Below are 25757 nucleotides of genomic sequence, written 5' to 3'. Positions count from 1 at the left end.
ATCAACAGCAATAGCTCCGATTCGGGATCTAACTCCTGTACCGTCTGGGCCAACTGATTCTGTTTAATTAAGATTTGTTTGTAATCATTCGTATTACAAGCAATGATTGCGATCGCCCGATCTGACATCTGCATACTAGACTTCAAAAAGAAGTCGGGTAAAGGGTCAGGGGTCAGGGGTAAAGGTCTTGTGTTTTCCCCTTGCCCTTTACCCTTTAACCTTGACCCACTACACGAGTGATGCCAAAACCAGCAATAGCGCGATCGCACTGTCGCTCTTTTTAAGACGTTCTGAAAGCGAGTTTCCCTGAAAGAGCTAAGAATCCACTTGGATAAGCTGTCGAAATTAAGGTGTGGGGTGTGTGGTGCAGAGACTACCCCCGACAGCCTAACCTCGACACGCTCTTTTATTGGGCTTTTGCCATTTTTCACAATATTTTCCTCTCAAACTTGGTTTTCAAGCTTCAGAGGGGGTTTAATGCGCTGCTACTATTTTTAACTACGAAATTCAGGTTTTTTATTAATCAAACTTAATATCTCACCATTTTGAGGAATTTCAATAGCCAAAACTGCCACACAATACTGGTCAGTTTCGTGCGGCTTCTCGTATAATACGAGAAGCAGCGGATTCAATCTCTTTCGACCAGTCAGTGGATAAAAGCCGGAAAACTTTAATCACCACTGTCTTGGTTTCTTTGAGATAACCCCGCTCTGTAGTTTTTTGTTTTTGCTACTGGACAAAGGGTTACTCCTGAGCAACTCTTTGTCCTTTAAGTTTTTGATAATCTTTTATATTTTCCTCCATTTCTTGTTCGTTTTGATGTTACATAATTTTTGGTATCTAGCGTCGTTTTGCTTTTGACCTCCATATTTACTAAGGATTTTTAGGGGTAATCGAGGGTTGTTAGCACCTCTTTGTAGGGTGGATTACCCTGTAATACGTATAAAAAACTTTTGATCAGGACGCGATCGCTAAATTTGATGAACTATTTGATGCACGCAATAATCCCTGCGGATCTGTCGTAATATACTTTTTAATTATCGGTTGAAGATTGAAATTTAATTCTTTTGTAACTGGATCCTTAATACTTTCAATTAATGAGTATTTTCCAAGTACCTCTAATGCTTTGATCAACTCTGATGTTGAAACTGATGCCTTGTACTTATTGTTTATGCCAGTTAATAAATTGGCAAAACTAACACATATTGATTTGGAAGATGTCTCTTCTGCTAAAAAAATCATAATCTGCCGCTCAAGTTCATTCAATACTTCTTTCTTAAATAGTTGATTAAGCATTTCCTGAAACTGATCGCTAACCAGCGTAGTGGGGTTATCAAAAAAGTTTTCAGGACTAGCAAAGAAGTAAGAAATCCGATTCATAACTGCTTTTAGTTCTAAAGGATTGCCGCGATAAGTGTTTATTAGCTTGCTGCCCTCTTCTAAATCATTCAAACCCTGTGCAGATAATAGCTGCATTGCGGCGTCTAAATCCAAGCCTTCTACTCTAACAGACTGAATGGGGCGCTCAAATGCTGTCAAATTATTAATTTCATCAGGTAAAACTCGACTAGTTAAAAGCAGGCAGCTTTGATGCTGCTCCTCTACCAAGCGGCGAAAAAGTAATCCATACTCTAGCCTTTGCTCTAAATTGTTTTTTTGGAATAAAGCTTCAGATGCATCTAACACTACTAAACAACGATATGACTGCAACTGCTTGATGAATTCTGTAATCGTTGTTTGACTATATTTAGGTAAGCTTAATTCAGATTGTAAAGGTCGAATTAGTTCTATCAAGTCAGTCACTAAGTCTTGAACTGATGGTGCATGGGACACCGATTTCCAAATTAAGTGATCAAATCTGGGCTGAAACTTTATACTAACTTCTGTTAATAATTTTGCCGCTAATGCACTTTTGCCAATTCCTGCTACTCCTACTAGTGCTATGCATTTCTGTTTAATTATTAATTCTTTTAAAAAGCTTAATTCCTTTGTCCGTCCGTAAAAATTAGATGTATCAGGTGGTTGACCTCCCATGACCTGTATCAAATTGTTGGTACACAACTTTTGCTCGTCATTCGACGCAGATATAGCATAATACTCTTCAGTAGCTTTCTCTAGGAAATAGCGTAAATTCTTTTTGCTGACCCGTTCGCCATGTCCAATTGTTTTGGACAGTATATCCCATAATCGAGAAGCTACGCCCCGTTGCAAGTAATTAACGCTGTAAGATGAGTTTTCTGCTATCTCTATAAACTCACGGTTATTCCAAGTTCCTCTCATGACAAGTATCTCAAGGTCAGTTAAATGCCTGCCTCTTTTGGCAAACACTAGGTCACTTACTACTGCCAAAGCTTCTTCAAAAGTTACTTTAATAGACGAGTATCTTTGCCTTTGAAGCTTTTGTTCATTCGGAACAGTGAATGAAATGGCTGATGAATTTAGTTTTTGAACAGCACTAAAATCCATAAATATACTTGTTTTGCTAGGACAGATACTCGCAACGGACTTTCTGTAATAGAGGTGGTTTAAGTGTGAGGTACATCACACCTAACAATGTTACTTCATTTTTGAGTTATGAACAATCAAATTTTACACATAAATCGTTCAAAACTCATGGATGTTCTGACTGAACTTTGTTTTATTCCTTATGTAATATTTTTAAACCTTGGCTTAACTGTAGAAGAAGCGCGATCAATAAACTGACAAATAACTAGTTATTAACTCTATAGAATACTGAACTAACTAAGTGATAATACGTATTAAAAATTTATTTTTGTCGCTCATAAGATTGTACAAAGTTTACGGTGAGTATGTTATTTTTAATATTTACTTAAATATATGTTAGAGATTATGTTTTGATTTAGTTGCGAAATATACTACGAATAGCCTTGAAGCCATCTCCTAAATTCTCCTCAAACCAAACTTACTCATTTATTGGCAGCAGAAAAGACTAGATTTAGAATAGGTAGCCTGTGTTTGGCGATCCTAGTACACAAATTGTGAGTTATTGTATCAATCCCTTTTGTAGGCAACGTCAAAATCCTGATAACGCTAACATCTGTCTAGCGTGCGGTACTTCGCTGTTAATTAATGATCGCATCCGTTTAGTCAGACCATTAAGACCGCTTACTGACAATCCGTACAACTACTTTGAAGTTTTTGAAGTAGACGATGCTGGCACTAGGTGGCATCCTGTTCGAGAACAACGAGTGATGAAGGTTCTGAAATGGAATACGCCTAAGCTAGTTGAATTAATCGAAGGTGAATCTTTGGCTTTGCAGTTAATCCGGCATCCATGTACTCCTCGCAGTACCTTAGACGACTATTTTACTTTTGTTCCCAATAATAGTCTTCTAACATTGCATTGCTTAATCATGGACAAATTTGAGGGACAAAATTTGGAGCAATGGATAAAATATAATGGGCGAATTTCGCAATCTCTAGCATTAGACTGGCTTAAACAGTTAGTAGAAATTCTTGATGTAGTACATCATACGGAATTTTTTCACAGAGATATTAAACCTTCTAATATAATTTTTAAGACAGACGGGCAGCTAGCGTTAATCGATTTTGGTACTGCGCGGCGAGTCACTGAGACTTATTTAGCTAAAGTCAGTGGAAGTGGAGGGACTAGTACAAGGGTAGGTATTTACGAGATTACAGCTATTATTACGCCTTGTTACACTCCACTAGAACAAATTAATGGTAGAGCAGTACCACAATCAGATTTTTATGCTTTAGGGCGGACTTTTGTGCATTTAGTCACGGGTATTTCACTAATGCGTCTGCCAACCGATAAAAAAACACAAAGCCTAATTTGGAGAAATAAAGCATCCCATATTGACAAGCCCTTTGCTGATTTACTCGATGATTTAATGTCCCTTTCTCCAGGGCGACGTCCCCAAACAACTGAAGTTATCTTGCAACGATTGGGGCGATTACCATTTAAATCAAAGCTTCACCGTGTAATCACATCGAAGTCATTTCAAATTGGCGCGGGTGTTTTAGGGGCTTTAAGTTTGTTTGGCTTATTCTACATATCACTTCCTTTTATAGCTAATTATTATCTAAATCAAGGTAAAAAAGCTCAACAAGAAAATCGGCTTACAGATGCTCAAGGAGATTTTCAAACAGCTATTAATTTGGACTCTAAACTATCCCTTGTAGTAGCCAATTATTTTTTTGAGCAAGGCAAGAAAGCTCACAAGGAAAATAGATTCGCTGATGCTGAAAAGTATTTTCAAGCGTCAGTTAAATACCAACCTGACTTGACTTACTCCGTCTCTAGTTTCTATGTTGATCTAGGTTTTCGGAATAAAGACGCTCCTCAGCTTGCTAGAAATAACTATGAGCTAGCTATTAAATATAACCCTAAAGATGATGTTGCTTATAACAATTTGGCAGTAGCATGTCAGCAATTGCAAGATTATAATTGTGTTATTAATACTTATAAATTAATTTTTAAACTCAAACCCAATGCATGGGAATCACGTTACGGATTGGGAAATTTTTATGATGAACGTGGGAAGTATGATTTGGCTGAAAAACAATATCAGTTAGCTATAAAAAGCAGTAGTGAAGCTATATTTGCTATTGCCGCTTTATCAAGATTGAAGAATAAAAGTGGTGATTACAAGACTGCAATTACTTTAGCTCTGCAAGGTTTAAGTAAAACCGATAATCGGGAGTTGCAAGCTTCATTTTACAAAGATTTGGGTTGGGCAAGATTAATGCAAAATAGATTGAGTGAGTCCAAGAAATATTTAGAAAAAGCAATTGATTTAGATGGTCAGAGAATAGATGCTTACTGCTTGTTATCTCAAATACAAGAAGCTTTAGGTGAAAACGATGATGCTAGAATTTCTATATCAGCGTGTATTTTAGGCAAGTCTGGTCTGCCAGAAGTTATTATGTGGAGAGAAGATTTGCTAGATCGTATTCTCAAAAAGTGATAATCTGCTAATACTTAACAATATAAATTAGCAAAATAAGTGAGAATTAGTACAAAATTTATTATATTGTCCTGCTTGAGTTTCCTTCTTATTAAAGATGTGCCATTGTTGGCAAGTGTACCTCTTATAAGAGTAAGAAGAAATCAGGTTCGCTGTAATCCGGCACTTGGAAGAGTAATGAATAAAGGAGACAAACGTTTTGAACCAGGCAGCTTGGTTTGTCAGGGAGAGCAATTAGAAGTTTTGAATGGTGATCATATAAAATTCTTATGCCTGAGTTCGGGAGATATTTTAAATTTATCAAGTGGAGCTATTCCTCGCGACAAATGTGCAATAACTGATACGTCTGCATCGACTTGCAATCCCAGTAACTTACATGTGTGCTTAATCCGAAAGGGTGGAAACAGACAAGATGATGAGCCTACAATCATTTATCCCTACACTAGTTCACTAATGAAAACTAGGCCAGACATAGCTTGGCGTCCTGTTCCAGGTGCTACTTCTTATAAAGTAAGGGTAAAGGGGTCTGAATTTGAATGGGAAACAATTGTAGATAAAACTAGAATTACTTACCCTCCAGAAGAAAAAGAATTAGCTTTTGACCAAGCATTCAACATCTCTGTTATTGCTTATAGAAAAGATTATCCTCCAACTGCGGATTCGTTTGTAGTTAACTTGTTTTCTGAACAGGAAATTAAACGAGTTTTAGATACAGTAGAGCAAATCAACTCTTTAAGCTTACCTCAAGATGAAGCGGCTCTTGACATAGATGCTGTATATGTATCCAGAGGTTTTCTAGATGAAAGCCTTGAAATATTAACCAAGGTAGCCACGGCAGGTAGTAAAAATTCAACTATTTATAGAGTGTTAGGTGAGCGCTATTTTGAGGCAGGTTTACCAGATGAAGCTAAGCGCCAATATTTGATAGCATCTGAATTAGCGAAAAATAGTAACAACTCATTTGAGCTAAAAAAAGTGGAGTCAGGGTTAAAAATAATAGATTTTTATAACCAACTTCCTACCAAAAGGAAAGGCGCCCAGTAGTAAGGATGAGCGTATTTAGGATTTTTCATTAATGCTAATTGTGCTTGTCTTAATGCTTCTGCTTTAGTTAAGCCATTTCTCAATCCTTTATAGAATTCTTCCATCAGTACAACAGTGGAGTCTGCTTCTACCAACCATAAGGTTGCTACTGTGCTTCTTGCTCCCGCTTGTACTGCAACTCCAGCAATTCCTAGAGCTGATCTTTTGTTACCCTTAGCGGTTTGACAGGCGCTCAAAACTAATAACTCAATTATATCGGAACTAGCTTGAGTTTTATTTTTTATTAAGGTATCAAATTCTCTAATATTAATTTGCCGATCATAAGCTAAAAATCCTGTACGCATAAGTTTAGAGCTAAACTGTCCATGAGTACTGATGTGAACAAGTGGAAAAGTTTCTTTACTTATTTTCTGTCCAAAACTAGAACTAGTAAATTCTTTATCTAATAACGTAAGTGAAGAATTAGTTAGTTTTTTGACATCTTCTGCTTCTTGTCTTGCTTGGGGTAAAGCTTCTGCCCCAGGAGGAGCATTTGAATCTGTTAAACTGGGGCTAGGTATAGATAGAGCAGCGATGAGAGCTTTCATTTGGTCTTTTCGTAATGACTTAGGGGTTCGGACTCTGGAACCCAAAGTTTCTGAAAAACTATAACGCTTCACCAAAAAATCCTTCCCATCATGCAGCAAGTTCATTGGTAGACTTTGGAAAGATTTATCTAAAACAAAGATTAAAGTGCCGGAATCAGGCAAATATCTTTTTAAAGGTGCAATTAACTCTTTGTAAAGTACTTGAGAATGCGAGGTAATCACTTGTTCTTTAGTAGAAACAAGTCTTTCGTTTTGTAAAATCTCTAACAGGGCATCGACGTGAGTTCTAACTAATTTTGAATCAACAGAGTGATGATGAGGAGAGCTTCCTGGAGATTGAACAATTACTTCTATGGTATTGGTCAAATCAATAATGTGAATTATTGCTGGGACGGTACTCAAGTTTTGAATTTCATTTAAAGCAACAAGATCGAGCTTGCCGCATTTGAGATAATCCTCTAACTCCGCTACTTGAAATTGTTCGTAAGTTTGGCGTATTAACTCCAAATTAGGAGAAGGGCTTGCCGCTAGCAGTTGCATGTAAGTCCGATACACAGGTTCCACTTTTTCATAAAAGAAAAACTGTGCATCTGAATTGCTGGACAAAAGATTGTCGCGAATTTGTGTCAGGCTGTCAATAGCCGCACCGTAAGCTTGAATCGCTGCTTCAGATTTGCCTTGTCTGTGATACAAATTCCCTAATTGCTGTTGCCATTCATAGGCGATATCGTAAGCATTGATTGACTGAGCTAAACTTAGAGCTTTTTCAAAATATATTTGCGATTTCTCTGGATTTAATTGACCTAAAATCCCTAAACTTTTTGATTGTAGCTCTTGGCTGTTAATATTTTTAGCTGTTTCTAAGGCAAATGTAGCATACTGAATAGCTGCTGATTGCAATGATTTATTTTGAGTATTATTTAGATTAGTAGCAAATTTTAGTTTAGCTTGAATAGATTGTTCAAGCGACAATTGAGAAAACGCTGAAGGGTTTTGCAGTATAAGATTTGCTAAGGGTTGAATCTGCTGACTAATTTTCGCTTGTACACCTGCTGACTTAGAACCATCTATCAGCCATTTGTCAAAGTCTATTAATAAGTTTAAACGGTTCAGTTGTGCTTGTAGTTTGATTGTTACCGGAGCGCTTGTCTTGTTCTCCAAAAGTTGATATATATTAAGTGACTCTTGTGCTTTCTGTGGAATAAAATTTACAATCGTTTCTTTAAAGAGTGGCTCCTCTATCCATTTGTACTCATCTCGCGCTCGTTCATATATGGACTGTTTTGCGTTGCCCAGCAATAGCAAAACATCATTTATAACGTTTTGTGAAGATGTCTTCTGAGCCAGTAATAGCGTTTCTTCCAAAACTATTTCAGATTCATTTATCTTATCAATTAGACGTAGGACTTGTCCTAGGCTTTGTAATCCCAACAAATTTACTGTCGTTAATTTTAGTTGATGGATTGCTGTTGTTAGTTGTGATTTATCGTGTTCAGTAGGTTCCAATTGTGTTGTGTCACAAATCCAATCCTTTAGCTTCAAAGCTGACAAAAGTGTTTTACAAGCCTGAGAGTGTAAGCCTAATTTTTGTAAGGCGAAATTTTGATTAATTAAACTTCCACTAATGCCTTCGGGATCTTTGATTTGACGGTAAATTTTCGTGGCTTGTTGCCAACTATCAAGAGCTTCTGCGGCTTGACCTTGATTTAACTGTTTTCTGCCTATTTGGGTTAGCAGTTCAGCTTGCTGTAGATTTGTTTCTTTTTTAGCAGTCTGAGCTAACAGCAGAGATGATTGACTTAGAACTATTGACAAAGTTAGAGCGCCTAAAAAAACGTATTTTAGCCAAAGTTTCCATTTAATCATTGCTCTATTTTGTTTCTACTGATGGAAATATTTCTGCTACAGAACCGACTGAAGAACACGAATTAGTAGCCAAAAAACTATCATGAGGCGCTTGATTAGGTATTGTTGCGACTAATTCGACGTTTCCCTGAGAATTTATTACCCAACCTTGAGCTTCTACAATTTTTGTAGCCTCCTTGATCGTCGATGACTGTGATTTAGCTGGAGATTCAGTGGACTCAACTGAAATAGAATTCCTCTGCCAGATAGGTTGAGGATCTAGGTGCTCGTCAAAGTTTGGTGGTGGGCTGTTGTTAGCGACAGCTAATAGCGCTCTCCCTGTGCCTGACTGTGCAGCACAGCCTGAAGCTATCTTAGGGGGTTGTTGAACTATCTTTGGAACTGTCATAACACCACGAGTAGGATCTTGATTCCCAAAGTTGATATTAACTGTGCCATCAACTCCTAACTGCGAACTTGCAGTAATAAAGCTATCAGGAGAAAAGAAAAGTATTTGGGCATTAATGTTGATATTACCGCCATTACCTATAACTGCATTAGCTTTTATACTGCTATTTTCGGAACCAGTTAGGAGTTGTGTAGTGATGTCAATATTACCGCCGTTGCCGTTACCTTCAGCAGTTGCACTAATAGTACTGTTATGTAACTGTAAATCCTGTGAATTGATGTCGATATTGCCGCCTTCGCCGGAAGCAGTTGCAGCAGTGATAGAGCTTTTATTATCTAAAGTGATTGACCGAGCATGAATTGTAAGCTTTCCAGCATCAGTACTTGTTCCTTCATTCGTAACGCTAACTTGTCCACCATTTGCTATACGTAAAGTTCCAGTATTGATATTTACTTCTCCAGGGGAGCCACTTGGTACCGGAGGAGCACCAAATACTTTTTGGGTATCCGTACTCGCCTTTACAGCAGATGATTGTACTGAACCGCTTACTTCTACATTGGAAGCATTAATATCAATAGTTCCAGCAGAGCCAAAGCCTCTAGTAGAAGTACTAACGCTTGTAACTTCTCCTACTACCAAGTCTGGTGTGTTAACGGTTAAGTTGCCAGCATTGCCCGTGCTGACAGTTCCAGAAGAAAAATAACTGGCAATATAATCTATCTCTGAATTAATCAATTCAGCAGAAGTGGTTAATTTTACAGAATTAGTTGCATTTATTGTCACCGAGGCTCCAGAGCCGATTCCAGTAGTTAGGGATGTAATTAATCCTCCGTCCTGAGCTACCAACCGCTCTGTTGATATTACAATACTTCCAGCATCTCCAGAATTCAATGTACTGTTGATGATGCCGCTTGTAATAAAAGGATTAGAGGGTAAAAACCCAAACAAATGTACAGACTCGGAGGCATTCACATTTACATCCCCTCCATTCCCAGTGTTATAGGTTCTAGTCCCCATACCTGCACCTCCTTGAATATCTAGCTTCTTAGTGGAAACATTAATGTTTCCACTATTGCCGGAACTTAGAGATTCAGTTCGCAAGAAAGTAACAAATTTGCCATCAGGGGAGGCCCCGCTTAATCTCAGCAATTCGGTAGCATTAATATCAATGTTACCTGAAAGTTGAGTACCTAAATTCTGGTTTAAAACTACTGAGCCATCAATCAAGGAGATAAGTTTTCCCACTAAAGTAATAGAACCGCTACTATTTCCACTAGTATCTAGTAGTGATCGTTGGGATAAATAAATGTCTTGAAAAGAGAAAACTCCTTCATAATTTAAAGTCCAATCTAGTCCAGATGGAATAAGAGTAACGACTCCAGAACCAACACCAGCTAGCTTAATTTGTCCTTCCTTTGCTGTTAAGGTGCCGCCTTCTAAACTGACATCGCCCCCTAGTAAAGCTATGGTCTTGCCTGGTTTTACTTCTAAACCAGTTAGTCTACTACTTTTAATATATGGAGACCTAAGTGTGCTTTGAGAAGCTAACCCCTTGCCGTCTCCCTGTACCTGAATTTTTCCTGAATTCACATTATATTGCAATCCAATAGGTACACTTATAGTCAGTAAGGGTGTTTTTTGGGGATTCACAGCATTAAACTCAGTGCCATCAACAAACTTGATGGCACTAGCAGTACTTGCAAAAAAAGATCCACCAATATCTAATCGTGCATTTCTGCCTAACACAATTCCATTAGGATTAATTAGAAATAAATTTGCTGTGCCATTAGCTTTTATTAGCCCATTTATGTTAGAAATTGTAGAGCCAGTTACTCGACTAAAAATATTTCTAATATTTAAAGCGTTATTGAATAAAACTGTGTTATCAGTAGGAACAGAAAATTGATCAAAACTGTGGAACAAGTTGCCACTCTTTGCAGTACCTCCATCGATAAGTTTAATATCGTCTTGTTGTGTGACTACAGAATTAACAGGTAACGTTTTGTCTGGTATAACTTGTGCCTGTGCCGTAACTGGTGACAAGGCTACTAAAAAAAGTATGCTGCCTTGAATGCTCCAGAATTGTACAATACGCTGTTTTATTTGACGTTGGTTTTTTCGTTTTATGATTAGACGAGTTAATACAACATGCTTGATGTTCATAAAGCCAAGTCGGGTTATTGTTTAGGCTGAGAAAGTTATAAAGTTCAATTCCAATGAACTTCAATTAATTTCTTCAACGTGTGTAAGTGATAGCATATTGAGTAAAGAAAAAATTGTATCCGGACTGAACGCAGCTAGTTGCAGAGAATTTCATACTAACGCCTCTATTGCCTGGTCAAAGTTACGGCAATGCACCTGTTGTTGGAACTCCTGCCATTTTTCGTTTGACGAATGGGCAAGACCTGTCAATGTTGCATCTTGTATATATGCAACAAATGGACGACGAAGACGCTCATATTTCTCGAAGGCTGTAGCTATAGCTTGTTTGTCATCCCAGTTATTTTTCTGTGCAATGTTAGCAATAGCCGTTGCAACAGTTAGTACATCTTCAAACCCTTGGTTAGCTCCTTGACCATTGAAGGGGGGCATCCCATGTGCTGCATCACCAACCAATACGACTCGCCCTGCACTCCAGGGTGGTTGAATTTTAACAAGATGATCCTGGATGTTAAAGTCACTGTTCCCAGGATTTTGTGTGGGATCTGAAATGATAGCGCGGTGAATATAAAACGGACGCTGCTGTATATTACAAGGAGGAGATATACTTACTAACTTCTTGATTTCAGAAGGAAAGCCAGCTTTCTCCAACTCTTGTACAGCTAAATTAATCAAATAACTTCCAGACTTATCTTGCAACAAGTCCAAAGGGAAAGCCAGATTTAGAATATACCCAACTTGACCGCTTTGTTTACGAAATAATAGTAACCTTGGGGTTGCCGCATAAGAATGCTCAGTAGATACCTGATCATTAATAAGCGTCATAATTGATGAGTCTTGAAAGAATTTTTCTTCTAGCTCTTTCTCTAGATCGTTTGGTATCTCAGCTATTTCCATACAAGAGATTGCTGCAAATCCTGAATATTCAGGTTGGGCAAAACTATGGTAAAAACTATCCTTATAAAGCACTTTACGGATAGTAGAATTTATACCATCTGCTGCAACAACTAGTTTAGCTCGAATTGATTTTATTTCTGAGATTGTACCTTTAATATCTGCAATTTGTGGTTGCGTATCATTATATTTCTGTGGGTCATCCCAATGAGCATAAAGGTTGGTTTCTATCTTTGTATCAGATACACAAATTATTCGGACACACTGATTTTCTGGTTCATCTATAACATCAATACAACGATGATTAGCTTTAACCCGGTCTTCAGGGAGCAAGTTTTTTAAGGTTGTCTGCAAATCATACCAAGGAATGGATAATCGACCTTCCCCATAAATTTTCAACCAGTCGTCGAACCCAAGAGGAACTGACCGAATTAGTTGCCCTTGCAAATTTTTATAAACCCATTTAGGTGAAGTTTTTGGAGGTTTCTGTTTTAGAGTTGTTTCAACAGTATTCCCGCTATGAGACTGCTTAGGTTTAAAAAAGTTAATGCTAGCTTTTTTGACCTCTTCGTAAGCATCACGATCTATATGTTTAAGAGCTTTTAATCCATTGGGCAGAAGGTCTAACCCATGACCAATTTGACGAAAGGCGCGAGCTTGATCAATGACAAGAATATTTTCAATACCACGTTTACGTAGACCAATAGCAGTTGCTAGCCCGATAGGTCCTGCGCCAACTACCACAACATCGTAAATTTCTATAGGAGGAGAAGAAGAGATAATAGATTCAGATGAGGTTGATGTACTTGTATGAGAGCTTGATTTACTTTCTGACATACTTATCTCTTGTGGTTTGGCTATATTATTATTTGCAAATATAGGTATTTTCAATCAATTGCAATAAGTATACAGCAATAAGCACCATGTCAATACTCCTGAAAGTAAAAATACTATTAATGTAATGCTTGTCTGCTTGATAAAAAGCATTTTGTTTCTACCAATCAAATGATTTTAAAACTATATTGCCTATATTAAAAGCTTAAGCAATCAGGCTAAAAAGCTTGATATACTTTGATTGTGTGATTTAGATGAAGTCTGAAAATAACCGTCGATATTAACTACCTTCCAAAAATCATTAAACCTAAGTAAGTCCACTTCTCTAATTACCCATATTGGAGCTACATACAGCAGCCGTACATTGTAGCCTGTATTTTCTCTATGCAGATGATAAATAATTAATACTAATAATATGTTTTAATAGAGATTGCAAAAACAATCTTTTATGGTAACTATAAAGTTTCATCCTTCTTGTCAAGAAGCTAATGAATATCAATTGCAGTTCCAGTAGAATTTCATAGTGCTCCTGCAACATCTATCAATATAGTAAACTACCCACCACTGAACGGAGTACCGTTTCAGTGGGGGCTTTAAAAGCCCAGAGTTTACCCGACTAAGTACCTTGAGTACTAAGATTTTTGGGTCATCTTACCTACAAATACGCAGCCAGTTTGTAGCTCTAAGGTTAACAGTTAAACAGAATCATTGGGTTTGAGTCAGTGCTGTTAGCGTAAAAAGCCTTTAAATCATTGTCCAGGCTAACATTACCCGTAAGGAGGGGCAGAAATGTCCAAAGTATTTGTAATTGATTCCGAGAAACGACAGCTAAATCCAATTCATCCAGCGCAAGCGAGGCAATTATTAAGAAACAAAAAAGCAGCAATTTATAGGCAATTCCCGTTCACTTTGATTCTTGCTAAATCCCTCCCAGAAACCCCTGTGTCACCACTAAGATTAAAATTTGACCCTGGTGCTAAAGTAACAGGAATTGCATTAGTCAATGATGCGAGTGGAGAGGTTGTATTTGCTGCTGAATTAAAGCATCGGGGTTTTGCGATTAGGGATGCTTTAACCTCTAGGCGGCAGCTAAGACGTGGTAGACGTGCTAGAAAAACTCGTTACAGGCAACCAAGATTTTTGAATAGAACCCGTCCAGAGGGATGGTTAGCACCTAGCTTACAAAGTCGGGTCGATAACATCGAAACTTGGATTAAAAAGCTTCGTCAATCTGCACCAATTGAGGCTATTAGTCAAGAGTTAGTACGCTTCGATATGCAGTTGATGCGGAATCCAGATATTCAGGGTGAGGAGTATCAGCAAGGTACTTTGCAAGGCTACGAAACGAGAGAATATTTACTTGAAAAATGGGGCAGGCAATGCGCTTATTGCGGAGTTAAAGACGTTCCTTTTCAGGTTGAACATATTCATCCCAGAGCAAAAGGTGGCAGTAATTCTATATCAAATCTCACTCTAAGTTGCGAGAAATGTAACGCCAAGAAAGGAACTAAGGATATTAAAGATTTTCTGAAAAAAGATCCATCTAAATTAACAAAAATCTTGGCGCAAGCTAAAAGACCATTGGCAGATGCGGCCGCAGTAAATACAACTAGATGGGCATTACTTGAAACCTTAAAATCAACTGGACTACCAGTAGAAACTGGTTCCGGTGGTTTAACTAAATTTAACCGCAGTCAACAAATGCTTGAAAAAACTCACTGGTTGGACGCGGCGTGTGTCGGTAAATCAACGCCAGTATTGATTATTAAAGGTATTAAACCATTGTTAATCCAAGCTTTCGGTCACGGGTCTAGGCAATCATGTAGAACCGATAAGTTCGGTTTTCCAAGTAGGCACGTACCCAGAGAGAAAATACATTTTGGTTTTCAAACTGGAGATATTGTTAAAGCAGTAGTTACTACTGGTAAAAAGATTGGTAATTATGCTGGAAAAGTAGCTATTCGCTCATCAGGTAGTTTCAATATTTCGACCAAGAACGGATTGATTCAAGGAATATCTCACAAATTTTGTCTTCGTATTCATGCAAAGGATGGTTATTCGTATGCAATTTAAACCCAAGAAATTGGGAATTACTCAACTGTTCCTCTCATTGTTTTCGCATTCGCTCAAAGGCATTCAAGGAACGTTTCGTAATTCCCCCTCCATTCCTCTCACCACCAATCTGAGTACAGATTTGGTGGGAGTTTCCTGGAGGGTTAGATGACCGATAAATTTCCCAAGAAGCTTAAATTGCGCTGGTTACGTCTGAGCCTACTAATACTGCTATTCAGTACCACAACTAGACCCCTACATGCAGAAACTGTAAAGACTACACAACTACCAAACCTCCCGCCGCCACAAGATATCCAGCCCCCTACACCTATCCCACCATCACCCGAACTACCACAACCGCTTCCCCCACCAGTCGAACTACTCCCACCATCCCAACCAACTACCCCACCATCCGAATCAATCCCTAGCAATTTGATGGGAACAGTTACAGTTAAACATTTTGAGATTGTTGGTAGTACAGTTTTCAGCCAAGAAGAATTGAAGCAGGAGGTGGCTGACTTCCTCAATCGGCCCATCTCACTAGCTGAACTATACCAAGCTCGTTCTCGAATCACCGATTTATACGTCAACAATGGTTATGTGACCTCTGGTGCATATATACCACCTCAATCTATCGAATCGGGTGTAGTAAAAATTCAAGTAGTAGAAGGCAAGTTTGAACGTATCCAGATAAGCGGCACTCAGCGACTTTCCCCTAATTATGTGCGCGATCGCATAAAAGCAAGCCTAACAGGGCCAGTTAATCAAACGCGACTCTTAGAAACACTGCAACTGTTACAGCGCAATCCTTTGATACAGAACTTGTCTGCTGAACTATCAGCAGGATCACGTCTTGGTACAAGTGTGCTAGAAGTGAAGATTAAGGAAGCAGACACATTCAGTACCCAAATAGTACTAGACAATGGGCGATCGCCCTCCGTAGGAAGTTTCCGCCGTCGTCTACAAGTAACTGAAGCAAACTTGTTGGGATTTGGAGATGATTTGACTATAGGTTATGCCAACACTGATGGTAGTAACACATTTGATGCCAGCTACACAATACCAGTCAATCCCAGGGATGGGACAATATCTTTTAGCTACGGAACTTCGGCAGCTAATGTTATCGAAAAACCTTTCGATATCCTGGATATCCAAGCAGAATCCCGGCAGTATGAATTGACGTATCGACAGCCAATAGTCCAAACTCCTACACAAGAATTTGCGGTTGGCATAACTGCTTCTAGGAAAGAAAGCGAGGCTTCGTATTTGAACGAAGGGTTTGGGCGAATACCGTTCCAATCTGATGGTGCAGACGAAAAAGGAAACACAAGGGTATCAGCAATTCGATTTTTCCAAGAGTGGGTATCTCGCAATAACCAAGAAGTATTTGCAGTGCGATCGCAGTTCAACTTGGGCGTAGGAGCATTCGATGCAACTATTAATCAAGATGCTCCCGACAGCCGATTCTTCTCATGGCAAGGGCAAGCGCAATGGGTGCGCCTGCTGGCTCCTGAAACCTTACTTTTGCTCCGTTTAAATACGCAACTAGCCACTACAACGCTTGTACCTTTGGAACAGTTTGGCGTGGGTGGACAGGAGAGCGTACGAGGCTATCGTCAGGATTCCCTGCTGGCTGACAACGGCGTATTTGCTTCAGCAGAAGTGCAACTACCAATTCTGCGTGCTGGTGGTACATTGCAATTGATTCCGTTTGCAGATTTCGGTTTGGGGTGGAATTCTGGCACACAGAACCCCGAATCGAATATGTTAGCTAGCGCAGGATTAGGATTGCAGTGGCGTGGGGGCGATCGCTTCAATGCGCGTATTGATTGGGGGATTCCGTTGGTAGATGTGGATTCGGATGGAAGAACTTGGCAGGAGAACGGGGTGTATTTTTCTGTGATCTATAATGCTTTTTAGTTGAAAATTGACGGAAAAGGTAACGATTTACTCATCATCATGCCACTCACCGTAAGCCTCTTCCGGATGTTCTTCGTACCAACTTCTTTCTTCTTCTAGAGCGATTTCTCTTTTGATTCTGATTCTTTCTAGGGCTTCTTTTTCTGCTTGTTCCTTTCTCTGCTGGTCAACACGTTCTTGCCTTTCTCTATCCTGCCTTCTTTTTTCAAATACCTCATTCTGTATTCTGTCTCTTCTAAGCTTTTCTTGTTCTTCTCTTTTTCTTTCGATATCAAATAATCGCTGCTCTTTGCGCTCACAGTAAAAATCCAAAGCCTTGCCAGTGACACCTCCAGTAATCGCACCGCTAACTAAAAAGATGAGGGCAGTTTTCCAACCTTGAATAGGATTACCAATCAGATCCAAAGTACCTTCATTAAGCCAAACTAGCAGAGCGAAAATCACGATTCCAACTACTGTGTTAACGAGTGCAAAGGCGTTTGGTATAATTTTGGACTGCCGCAGTATCAGCCATTGTCCTAGGGTAAGAAATACACCAAAGATGAGGGCAGCGATCGCGCAAAGAAAAAGATTATTGGGGAAAGTGAATGGATCTATCCTGAAACTAACCATCAGCATGATTGTAATAAATCCAGAGAGCAGCCAGCTGATGAATAAGCTACAACTAATTACGAGAAACCAGTAGTGAGCGATCTCGTCTAGGCGAAATTTTAATAGATGCTCTTGGAGAGCAAACATTACCATCCAGAATGCAACACTCGCGCTCAAATAATCAAGCATTGGCTATTGTTTTGCCCGTTAATTAATTTTAAAAGTTATCCAAGCGAATATCCTTCCAGATATCAGAAACCTGCCAGCCAGATTTCCCAACGGAATCAATCGATGGAATATAGTCGGGTTCTGTTGGTTCTGAAGTGATTACTGGCAATTCCTCAACCACGGGTTTTGAAAAGTTAACATTCTGAGACTGAAGAAGTTGGTCTTCTGCTTCTTCGATTTCCTTCAACTGCCTAAGAGTAAGTTTGTCCGATTTTTTGAGAAGCTTTACGTCCATAAGGATTGAGGATTGAGAAATTGCACAGAATAAACACCATACAGCAACTTTATTTAAAATACGACTATTGTGGTAATTTTTGACACTCCTCAGCCTAAAGGCATGAGGATTCTTGCTTCAAAGGGATTCCAACGAATTTACCCGAAGCCGCGCATCTTGACCGTATGCCCCACGGCTACAAGTCCTCTCACCCATAATCAACGCACAATTACAATTCGGGCACTGGTCTATTTCTCTCGAATTGTCTTCGACCAAACAAGTTTCAAGTCGCAACTGACTACTGTATTCGCCAATTTCCAGTGCCGAAAAGTAAGGATAGCTGCACTGACAAACAACTATTTCACATTCAACATTCTTGTCCTTATGAAGCTGAAAATATTTTTGAGCAATCTTCCAGTCTTGCTGCTCGGAAAGACTCTGAGGATTGCCATCGAAATCTACTGTCCACAGCTTGGAATCTTTCACGATTCTTAAGTCGAAGGATGTATAATCATGAGCCATGCTTTCAAGATCACAATAATTTTTTGCTGCTCGATAATCAAAGCTTCGATGCTCAACTCTTAACTTTTTCCCACTGGGGTAAGTTTGAATTACGAGGTACTCGCCTTCTTCAAAACAGTTAAATGTGTGTGTATCGTTCAAGAACAAAAAATCTCGTTCAGTATCCATATATTTACTCCTAATTTATCTCTAGCTGAATTTTCGCGGTACTTGAGAATAGCCTCAATTGCTGGATTGTCAGGATGCTATAAGATTCCCTTCAAGATCCGATTGAGTACCGGAATCCAGTCGGAACTCAATCGGCACTCAACCGGAACTGTAATGCTCAAAACACAGTCCAGGAAAGAAAATTGACAATGACTAAACTTATAGAATACTTTCTGAGTTACAAGCACTTATTCAACCCAAGCAGGAACAACCCTAAGCTCCTCACAATACCTTGCTTTTTCAAAATCATTCATCAACAGACATGCTAAGGGAGAAGCTAAAGCCACAATGCAAATACTAAATTGGTTCGGACGCATTAGCTCAATTTCATGTTGATCATCTAGAGGACGAAAAATGCTCACATGACCAAATAGTTCATCTTTATCTAGCTGCCAAAAAATATTAACAATTCTCTCAATCATTTTTATCTTCTCAGATTTTGCTCTCTACTTGTCACTTTAAATAAACTATTGTCTCGGAAATCCTACTTATCTTCTAAACCCCAATTATTATCTTTGTTATATCCCTGCCGCTCAAGATCATCGACTAACTTTTCATATATCTCACAAATAACCGGATATTTAGAATAGAAGTCACTACCACTAGAACGAACTCCTGTTAGCCAAAGAATTGATTTTTGTTTCCCTATATTTTTATTCAAAACCAGTCTCATCAGATAAGCGCGATCACTCGCAAGTGTCTGTCTTTCGAAGACCACTTCTAGCGCTTCTAGGAGCGGATTCGGGGGTAAATCGCCAGGGAAGTCTAAAAGTGATTTAATCACTTTTTTCCTTGAAACTCCTTCTATAACTGGGTTTAGCTCCACTTCTAATTCATTGCTGTCGCACTTCGACAGAAGTGAATTTTCTATATCTGCTTCTTGGGGAAGCGCTGAAGAAGTAGATTGGCACTTCTGCTGCTCTGTGACTGGATTTGAGGCGATATCTGTTGATAATAGCGAAGTGCTGTCATCAGCATTTATTAATAGATTGTTTTTAATTCTTTCTATAAATTCAATCGGGGATTTAACCCATAAAGATTGTAATCTAACAAACTCATTTTCAGCATCAAATATTAAATCACCTTTTCCTAATAAATTATTAGATGGACATTCAGCACCCATAATAATTTTTCCATCTTCTAGTGTCTTAGTTTTCAGCGCGATTCGTCCAGGAAGATTACTTCTAATTAATGGAGTAACAACAGAAGCATCTGGACGTTGTGTTGACAAAATTAAGTGAATTCCTGCCCCTCTGGCTTTAGCTGCTAACTTTTTTAATACTAATTCAAAGCATTCTTTATCATTTTTATCCGCAACAAAATCAGCGAATTCATCAAATAAAACTACAATTTGGGGAATATCTGTAAGCCCCTTAGCTTTGTACTCTTTTAAATCTCGGACACTGTTAGCAGCAAATTTGGTGTACCGTCGTTCCATGTCCTTAACAAGGTTTTGGAGTTTAGCAACTGCCGCCTCTTGGGATTTAATCACTTGGCCGCACCAAGGTAAGCCATCAAAAAATGGAAAACTAACTTGCTTTGGGTCTATCAAAACTATTTGTAATTGAGCAGGAGTGAAGCGTTCTATAAGACTACAAATCACTGCAACCAGCCACTCACTTTTCCCGCCTCCAGTAGTACCACCTACTAAAAAATGAGGGCTATTGGAGTCACAAAGATCAGCTTCAATGAGATGGCCCTCTATATTTACACCAATTGGAATTGTTAAGCTATTGGAGTTGAGCGGATATTTTTCTAAAGGACAAAAGTAGCGATCATAGTCTTTTTTAGGAATATCAACAGCAACGTAACCAGGCTGACTGGAGATGAAGGGAACACTTGCGTAACTACAAGCAATCTTTAAATCTTCAGCTATATTCTTGAATTGAGCAAACTTGGTGTTTTCGCTAGGAATTAACTTAATTCGCTCAAAAGATGGGGCATCCACGTAACCGCCCCAAGTAGCTCTGATTCCTAACTTTGATAAAGCATCAAGCAATACTTGTCCTGATGAGGGAATGTTTACTGTTTCAGCAACACAAATAACTTCAGATGAGACTGTATTTACTTTTTTGGCTGTAGCTGCGTCAATATTTACCGTTGCTGTTGCTGTTTGTCGAGGTGAGAAAACAATATTAGAGTTATTAACTGTAGAGCCTGGCTCTACATGGGTAACAGCAGAGTTAGATGAACGAGGTTTGATGCAGGCAGCGATCGCACCTCCTACTAGTGCCCCCGCAAGCGCTGGAACTTCCCAGCCATTACTGGGGGGCTGTTTAGCTAAAGCCTGAATTAATAGCAACTCCCATATCACTTACTGACCTCTCTGTATTTGCACTGTAAACCCAGTACGGTATCACTGTAAAAGGCATTAGCAGCAGTCACAGTATTCTTGATCGGAACCGGTAGCATTGAATTAAACAGTGCTCCCACAATAACAGGCATTCCCAACCAGCCAAATAGAATACACAAAATCATTGTCTTAATCTTGGGGTTAGATTGACCGTGTTGAACTTGCATTTGGACTCCAGGGCTTGAGAAGATTATTGAGTTTGTAGTAATTTCCAATCACTAGGCATCCGATTAGAGCAATAAAACCTGCTATTGATAGCCAACGACATGCAAAATATCCCATCTTACTTGCCTCGTTTGTCTTTCTCTTGTTCAATGCGAATTATCAAAATCATGCCGAATATCAAAGCGATCGCAGCAATGATTAGAATTCCTTTCAAATCTGGTATAAACATATTTACCTGTTGTTGGCTTGTGTAGATGGTTCTGTAGCAGCATCAAAAATGTTGGAACAGCCGAAAGAGACTTCACTACCTAGTACGAAAGAAGTAGCCAGTATTTGAAAGAACTGTGCGGCTTTTTTATAGGTGACGCCCATTTGTTCCAAGTTGACGTTGTAATCAAACCAGAACACATAGGCCGCAAGTAAACAAAAGCCAATAATTCCAGTGAGCGACGCAACTCCACTAACATTTTTCACAATTGGATCTGGGCTATTTAAAAGGTTTCTTGGGCGCTCAACTGCACTTAACAGGACTTTGGGATTGAATAGGACTGAAATTGCTGCTGCTTCAATGCCGAGAATCAGTATTACAGCTGTGCCAGAACCAATGATTTGCTGTATCCACCCGGCTTGGCTTAAGACTTTATAAAAGTAAGGGAAAAGAGTCAATCCGTTGTAGGCTAATATTCCCCAGCCTGTCGCTTCCATAATTTGTGCCAGTTTATTGTCTGTACTGGCTTTGCGTCCGAAAATCATTGTGTGTATCCTCAAAACCTTGGTTATAATCGCTTGGCGGTTTTAACAATAACCAAGAAACACCGATTATTGTTGCGATCGTCATGCAAGCTAAAATCAATTCAACAAGTCCGCCCGTCTGCCCTTCCAGCACAGTTTTGTGTTCCCTACTCCCATCTGGGCGCTCGATGGTTTGATGTTCTGCGCGGAAATTCATTTTGATGCCCGTCCGAAAAATGTCAGACCTGCACCAACAATTAACCCCAAGGGGATGAACATTCCGCTTCCAAGCAATCCAGTTGCAATTGCACTACCGACAAGATAACCACTCCCACCTAAAGCACCAAAAACTGAAGTGGCGAACAATCCTGTACTGAGAATATCCATAACTTTCTTTTTCCTCGTCTGAGCTAATATTTCTTGAAGTAAGCGGGCTTCAGCAATAATGGCAGCAGCTTCACTTTGAATTTGTAATACTGCTGCTATTGTTTGATGAGCATCTAAGTGCCTATTAAAATGGCTCTCTCCTTGAGAGTTTTGAGCCGAAGCTGAAGTCTTTGTTTTTTCCTGATAGTCTCCCCCAGTCTTTTAGTAGCCTCCTCGGCAAAGCCGTAAATACTCTGGTCAATACCAGCCAGTTGTTCGTCTACTAAAGAAATAGTTTGTTCTGTATAAGCATCAAGCACATCCCCCCTAGCTCCTGTGCAAGAGTTCATAAAAGTCAATGCACTTGTTATTCCAGTAGCAGTCCCAAGAGCTGTATATAATTCATTTTGAACATTCAGTAACTCCGACGCAATTTCTCTATCAGCCGCAGTTAACTTGTGTGAAACTTGTTGAATTGCTTCGTCTGATTTGATGATTGTAGCTTCCGCTATAGGAGCAATTGGCGGTTGTTGAGTCTGCGATGTCCTATTAGTAATATCTTGAAACTTAGCTAAAATTTCCTCTGGAACTTGAGACTCTACTGTCCAATTTTCTCTAGGATATTGGCGGCGTAGTTCATCAACTATTTTACCAGGTACTTTATTCAAAGCTTGTGCAAGTTCTTTCACGATCATAATTTACGCTCCTACAAATTTTTCGGGATGATTCTTTAATTCAATTGCTACCTTTTTCAAAGAACCTTTGATTAAAACATAAGTTCTGATTTTTTGAAGTATTGGTAAATGCCAGTTTGTTAGTTTCGCCCGTCCGTCTAACCCTCCATTCTCTTCGTCTCGAAAATCTTCAAATTCTGGCAGGTACAAAGAAGCTAAGTCTAAGTACTTTTGTAATTGTCTGATACCCACTGATGGATTCAATTTTTTAGCTACTTCTTCTCGCGTTAGTAATTGTTCAAGTACACATGTCCCTTGAATTATCAATGGCTTCGGCTCCTAGAGTTCCGATTGAGTTCCGATTGAGTTCCGATTGAGTTCCGATTGAGTTCCGATTGAGTTCCGATTGAGTTCCGATTGAGTTCCGGAACTACTAATATTAATAATAAAAAAAACACCGACTGGTGAGTAGTATTTTTCTAACGACTTAGTGTCGGATGGACACTAAATACTTGATAACAATCTGTGAATGGCTCCAAAATGATTAAGTACATGTTGTTTTGGCTGTCGATATCTTGTACTACTTTCATCCGCCAGCCAATGAGTAATTGTTGCTTGAGGATATCCACTCAGTCTATGCATCAAATATATCGGTGTATCATGAATTTTTTTGAATTCTCTAGGATGCATTGGTTCAATACCAATATTTTGTGCCATACTGCTCTTGCTCCTACTGTAGGTAGTGTCTATTGTTGGAGTAGTCCTCCGGTGTCATTACCACCGGAGGCATTTTGCTGGAATATATCATGTGAAAATCGACTCAAGGTACTTAGTTGGGAAACCAATGCCCGAAGCGGCTAAGTACAGTTGCTTCTTGTACATAAGATTACTGTGCGATCGCTCGAATCAGTGCCAGCTTTTCCCATTGCTTCAATTCGTGCAGTCGCTTCCATACATCTTCTGCCTCATCCGATGGAGCAACGCTAAAATCACCCATTGTCCATGCTTCATGAGCAATTCGAGAGATGAGCCAAAAGGCGTCTGATTCGTTCATCTTTTCTAGTCCCTCTCCCCATGTTTCACACATATCCTTAATGAGTGGATTGTCGTGAGATAGTGAAAAATATCCTACTGGTTGTGTCACTTTAGTATCCTTTAATTTGTTTTTTCTGTCATCTTGGCTTTGCACCAAGATTAAAAATCTTAGTTGGTTTTGGGTGAAATTAAGCATTGTCGTTTTAACCAAACTTCTCAAAATCTGGGCAATACTCGCCCTCTACACCACCCGGATGTATCGCGCAAACTAGCATCACTCCCCCATATTTAATTCCGTGAAAATTCCTGCAACCCCTGCAAGTTTTGGGCATTGCTTTGCGTCTTTCTGATAATATCTTGTCGATATCCGATTCAACTTTGACTTGATACAAGCTAGTCGAAGCTATCCCTATTCCACCTAGCATCAAGCAGGAACCAGCAATCAGACTTTTGACACTCGCCCCGCTAGCCCCTTTGATTATAATTGTGCCTCCAATGAGTGCTGCTGTTATTCCTAGCGCTCCAGCACAAATATTGAGATATTTCAGCTTTGGCATTTTTCTCCTGATTATTTATCCAGGGTAATCTTAAGACTTATTGCAAGTAAAGAACTGCCTAAGAAAGCAGAACAACTTACCAGCATACCACCCAAAAAAGCGTTTTTATGATAGTACCAATTAGAGATAATTACTTTGGCATCAGTGTTTAGCTCGATAATTTCTAGCCCCCAACAAGCGAGCGCCCCAACTCCAGAAAATCCGGTGAGCAGTAGTCCGAGAATCACTGTCGTTTCTATAGCGTAGTCGATGAACTTCTTCACTTTGAAAACTCTTATGCTCCGACGAAAAACCAATTTATTACGAGTGTTTGAAGGCAAGGATAATTCATAAGTCGCTTTCTGTGTTTTCATTTAGCCTCCGACAATTCAACATAGAAACCAGCACCAGTATTATTAATCTTCACCAACTTTCGATTAACCAGCGTTTGAATCACTCCCAGGCTAAATTTAATACTGCACAACCGTGCGCTACCCCCACAACGACGGAGGTATTGTAGACATAGTGAGGAATGATCAGCAGGGGTGGGACGAGTAGATTTTCTTGGCATGATGTTTTCTCCTATAGTCTAAAACTGCTGTTCAAGACTGTCTTTCTTCTTGATCAACCAACAGCTAACTTTTTGGCATACTCTTGTGCTTGATCACCCGACAGTGGCTGAAAATTCTTGATTAGTGTTACTGCCTCTTGTCCTTGGGCTTCAAGCAAAAGTGAATAACAATCAGGCTCAGGCAGCGCTGGTTCACTCATGCGCGCTATCCAAAGCCAGCTTTCTTCTTCGTTCTCTTCACAGGCGTAATCGTAATGTAGTTTTTCTGTTGTATCACTGATAGACATTGTTTTCCCCTATTAATTGTTAAAAAAAAAAGCAGCGCTAAATTGCTTTTTTCAAAACTCATTTTTTACCTGTCGCCGTAATGAGATGGATGCCCAGGATGTGAATAATTATCTTCGTAATCGTGGTCGTCATCACCTTCAATTAATTCAAGGGTGATGTTGAAAGTATTAATTACTTGACCTATTCTACCGTAGGCAATTTTTAACTCTTTGGATAAGTTCAGTCCACGCAATAGAGCTTCTCCTAAATAAGGCTGCAATCTTTCATGGTAGATTTTCAGTTGCTTTACTGCCTGCTCTTTAAGATTTCCTTGGCTATAACTACTATTAAAAATTGCAATCATCTGATTTTCAACAGATGGCTGAGTAACTACCTTTCTACACTTCTCGATTTCTCGACAGTAAGCCCTAATCGTGTTACTCAAATGCTTGTCATCCATCTGACAAATGAGTACCGTAATTCCATCTTTTGATGTGTGAGTTTCAAACATGATTATCCTTTTTAGTAAATTAACTCTGTATTTAAGTAATTCGTAATTAAACAGGCAATTACGAATTACTTAGGGAGACTTAGAATCT

27 protein-coding genes are annotated in these 25757 nt (G+C 39.2%); 5 read left to right on the top strand and 22 right to left on the bottom strand.

Features of this window, described 5'->3' with window-relative positions:
- On the bottom strand, positions 1-431 hold a 431-nt coding region (locus IQ246_RS18380), incomplete at its 3' end, for a hypothetical protein (protein ID WP_194004782.1).
- Positions 432-957: 526 nt separating this feature from the next.
- A complete protein-coding gene (locus IQ246_RS18375) occupies positions 958-2466 on the bottom strand; it encodes an NB-ARC domain-containing protein (RefSeq protein WP_194004781.1) in 1509 nt (502 codons plus the stop codon).
- Positions 2467-2972: 506 nt separating this feature from the next.
- Here IQ246_RS18375 and IQ246_RS18370 point away from each other — a divergent pair.
- Together IQ246_RS18370 and IQ246_RS18365 are read left to right on the top strand one after the other, a co-directional pair.
- Positions 2973-4952: a protein kinase family protein gene (locus tag IQ246_RS18370; RefSeq protein WP_339379130.1), complete on the top strand. Its 1980-nt coding sequence runs from the start codon at positions 2973-2975 to the stop codon at positions 4950-4952.
- A gap of 39 nt (positions 4953-4991) precedes the next feature.
- The gene (locus IQ246_RS18365) at positions 4992-5996 is read left to right on the top strand and encodes a tetratricopeptide repeat protein (protein ID WP_194004780.1); all 1005 of its coding nucleotides are present in this window, start codon (positions 4992-4994) and stop codon (positions 5994-5996) included.
- On the opposite strand, the gene IQ246_RS18360 is transcribed toward IQ246_RS18365, so the two are convergent.
- The 3 genes from IQ246_RS18360 to IQ246_RS18350 all read right to left on the bottom strand — a co-directional run bounded on the left by IQ246_RS18360 (position 5957) and on the right by IQ246_RS18350 (position 12782).
- Complete coding sequence (locus IQ246_RS18360) at positions 5957-8449, bottom strand: CHAT domain-containing protein (RefSeq protein WP_194004779.1); 2493 nt, start codon at positions 8447-8449, stop codon at positions 5957-5959. The genes IQ246_RS18365 and IQ246_RS18360 overlap by 40 nt on opposite strands.
- Before the next feature lie 4 nt (positions 8450-8453).
- A complete protein-coding gene (locus IQ246_RS18355) occupies positions 8454-11000 on the bottom strand; it encodes a filamentous hemagglutinin N-terminal domain-containing protein (protein WP_194004778.1) in 2547 nt (848 codons plus the stop codon).
- 150 nt (positions 11001-11150) lie between these two features.
- Complete coding sequence (locus tag IQ246_RS18350) at positions 11151-12782, bottom strand: NAD(P)/FAD-dependent oxidoreductase (protein WP_339379129.1); 1632 nt, start codon at positions 12780-12782, stop codon at positions 11151-11153.
- Between the two features lie 732 nt (positions 12783-13514).
- On the opposite strand from IQ246_RS18350, the gene iscB reads away from it, so the two are divergent.
- Together iscB and IQ246_RS18340 are read left to right on the top strand one after the other, a co-directional pair.
- On the top strand, positions 13515-14798 hold the full coding sequence (iscB, locus tag IQ246_RS18345; protein ID WP_194004777.1) for an RNA-guided endonuclease IscB: 1284 nt from the start codon (positions 13515-13517) through the stop codon (positions 14796-14798).
- Between the two features lie 147 nt (positions 14799-14945).
- Positions 14946-16697, top strand: a complete 1752-nt coding sequence (locus tag IQ246_RS18340) for a ShlB/FhaC/HecB family hemolysin secretion/activation protein (RefSeq protein ID WP_194004776.1) — start codon at positions 14946-14948, stop codon at positions 16695-16697.
- Positions 16698-16724: 27 nt separating this feature from the next.
- Here the strand turns inward: IQ246_RS18340 and IQ246_RS30480 are convergent, their stop codons facing one another.
- The 5 genes from IQ246_RS30480 to IQ246_RS18315 form a co-directional block, all read right to left on the bottom strand.
- Positions 16725-17477 (bottom strand): hypothetical protein, encoded by a 753-nt coding sequence (locus IQ246_RS30480; RefSeq protein WP_244142079.1) that lies wholly within the window; start codon positions 17475-17477, stop codon positions 16725-16727.
- 28 nt (positions 17478-17505) lie between these two features.
- A complete protein-coding gene (locus IQ246_RS18330) occupies positions 17506-17751 on the bottom strand; it encodes a hypothetical protein (RefSeq protein WP_194004775.1) in 246 nt (81 codons plus the stop codon).
- A gap of 117 nt (positions 17752-17868) precedes the next feature.
- Positions 17869-18420 (bottom strand): hypothetical protein, encoded by a 552-nt coding sequence (locus IQ246_RS18325; protein WP_194004774.1) that lies wholly within the window; start codon positions 18418-18420, stop codon positions 17869-17871.
- A gap of 227 nt (positions 18421-18647) precedes the next feature.
- Positions 18648-18881 carry a hypothetical protein gene (locus IQ246_RS18320; RefSeq protein WP_194004773.1) on the bottom strand — a complete coding sequence of 78 codons (234 nt, stop codon included), beginning with the start codon at positions 18879-18881 and terminating at the stop codon, positions 18648-18650.
- Positions 18882-18943: 62 nt separating this feature from the next.
- Entirely contained in the window at positions 18944-20458 is a 1515-nt protein-coding gene (locus IQ246_RS18315; RefSeq protein ID WP_194004772.1) for an FtsK/SpoIIIE domain-containing protein, read from the bottom strand.
- A gap of 19 nt (positions 20459-20477) precedes the next feature.
- Between IQ246_RS18315 and IQ246_RS18310 the strand changes: the two genes are divergently transcribed.
- A complete protein-coding gene (locus IQ246_RS18310) occupies positions 20478-20750 on the top strand; it encodes a hypothetical protein (protein WP_194004771.1) in 273 nt (90 codons plus the stop codon).
- A gap of 458 nt (positions 20751-21208) precedes the next feature.
- Here the strand turns inward: IQ246_RS18310 and IQ246_RS18305 are convergent, their stop codons facing one another.
- The 12 genes from IQ246_RS18305 to IQ246_RS18250 all read right to left on the bottom strand — a co-directional run bounded on the left by IQ246_RS18305 (position 21209) and on the right by IQ246_RS18250 (position 25669).
- Positions 21209-21730: a hypothetical protein gene (locus IQ246_RS18305; RefSeq protein ID WP_194004770.1), complete on the bottom strand. Its 522-nt coding sequence runs from the start codon at positions 21728-21730 to the stop codon at positions 21209-21211.
- Positions 21696-21926, bottom strand: coding sequence for a hypothetical protein (locus IQ246_RS18300; protein WP_194004769.1), 231 nt, complete (start codon positions 21924-21926; stop codon positions 21696-21698). Before IQ246_RS18300 ends, IQ246_RS18305 begins: the two co-directional genes overlap by 35 nt.
- Positions 21923-22096 (bottom strand): hypothetical protein, encoded by a 174-nt coding sequence (locus IQ246_RS18295; protein WP_194004768.1) that lies wholly within the window; start codon positions 22094-22096, stop codon positions 21923-21925. The genes IQ246_RS18300 and IQ246_RS18295 overlap by 4 nt, the downstream gene beginning before the upstream one ends.
- 113 nt (positions 22097-22209) lie before the next feature.
- Positions 22210-22770, bottom strand: a complete 561-nt coding sequence (locus tag IQ246_RS18290) for a hypothetical protein (RefSeq protein WP_194004767.1) — start codon at positions 22768-22770, stop codon at positions 22210-22212.
- A 3-nt stretch (positions 22771-22773) separates the two neighbouring features.
- A complete protein-coding gene (locus tag IQ246_RS18285) occupies positions 22774-23076 on the bottom strand; it encodes a hypothetical protein (protein WP_194004766.1) in 303 nt (100 codons plus the stop codon).
- A gap of 177 nt (positions 23077-23253) precedes the next feature.
- Positions 23254-23466 carry a hypothetical protein gene (locus IQ246_RS18280; protein WP_194004765.1) on the bottom strand — a complete coding sequence of 71 codons (213 nt, stop codon included), beginning with the start codon at positions 23464-23466 and terminating at the stop codon, positions 23254-23256.
- A 169-nt stretch (positions 23467-23635) separates the two neighbouring features.
- Complete coding sequence (locus IQ246_RS18275; RefSeq protein WP_194004764.1) at positions 23636-23980, bottom strand: hypothetical protein; 345 nt, start codon at positions 23978-23980, stop codon at positions 23636-23638.
- A 7-nt stretch (positions 23981-23987) separates the two neighbouring features.
- Positions 23988-24341 carry a hypothetical protein gene (locus IQ246_RS18270; protein ID WP_194004763.1) on the bottom strand — a complete coding sequence of 118 codons (354 nt, stop codon included), beginning with the start codon at positions 24339-24341 and terminating at the stop codon, positions 23988-23990.
- Between the two features lie 11 nt (positions 24342-24352).
- Positions 24353-24694 carry a hypothetical protein gene (locus tag IQ246_RS18265; RefSeq protein WP_194004762.1) on the bottom strand — a complete coding sequence of 114 codons (342 nt, stop codon included), beginning with the start codon at positions 24692-24694 and terminating at the stop codon, positions 24353-24355.
- The gene (locus IQ246_RS18260; protein ID WP_194004761.1) at positions 24691-24891 is read right to left on the bottom strand and encodes a hypothetical protein; all 201 of its coding nucleotides are present in this window, start codon (positions 24889-24891) and stop codon (positions 24691-24693) included. Before IQ246_RS18260 ends, IQ246_RS18265 begins: the two co-directional genes overlap by 4 nt.
- 53 nt (positions 24892-24944) lie before the next feature.
- The gene (locus IQ246_RS18255; RefSeq protein ID WP_194004760.1) at positions 24945-25178 is read right to left on the bottom strand and encodes a hypothetical protein; all 234 of its coding nucleotides are present in this window, start codon (positions 25176-25178) and stop codon (positions 24945-24947) included.
- A 65-nt stretch (positions 25179-25243) separates the two neighbouring features.
- Positions 25244-25669 (bottom strand): hypothetical protein, encoded by a 426-nt coding sequence (locus IQ246_RS18250; protein ID WP_194004759.1) that lies wholly within the window; start codon positions 25667-25669, stop codon positions 25244-25246.
- Positions 25670-25757 lie beyond the last annotated feature (88 nt).

The organism is aff. Roholtiella sp. LEGE 12411 (assembly GCF_015206995.1).
GTDB lineage: Bacteria > Cyanobacteriota > Cyanobacteriia > Cyanobacteriales > Nostocaceae > Komarekiella.
This window is presented reverse-complemented; position numbering and strand designations above follow the sequence as displayed.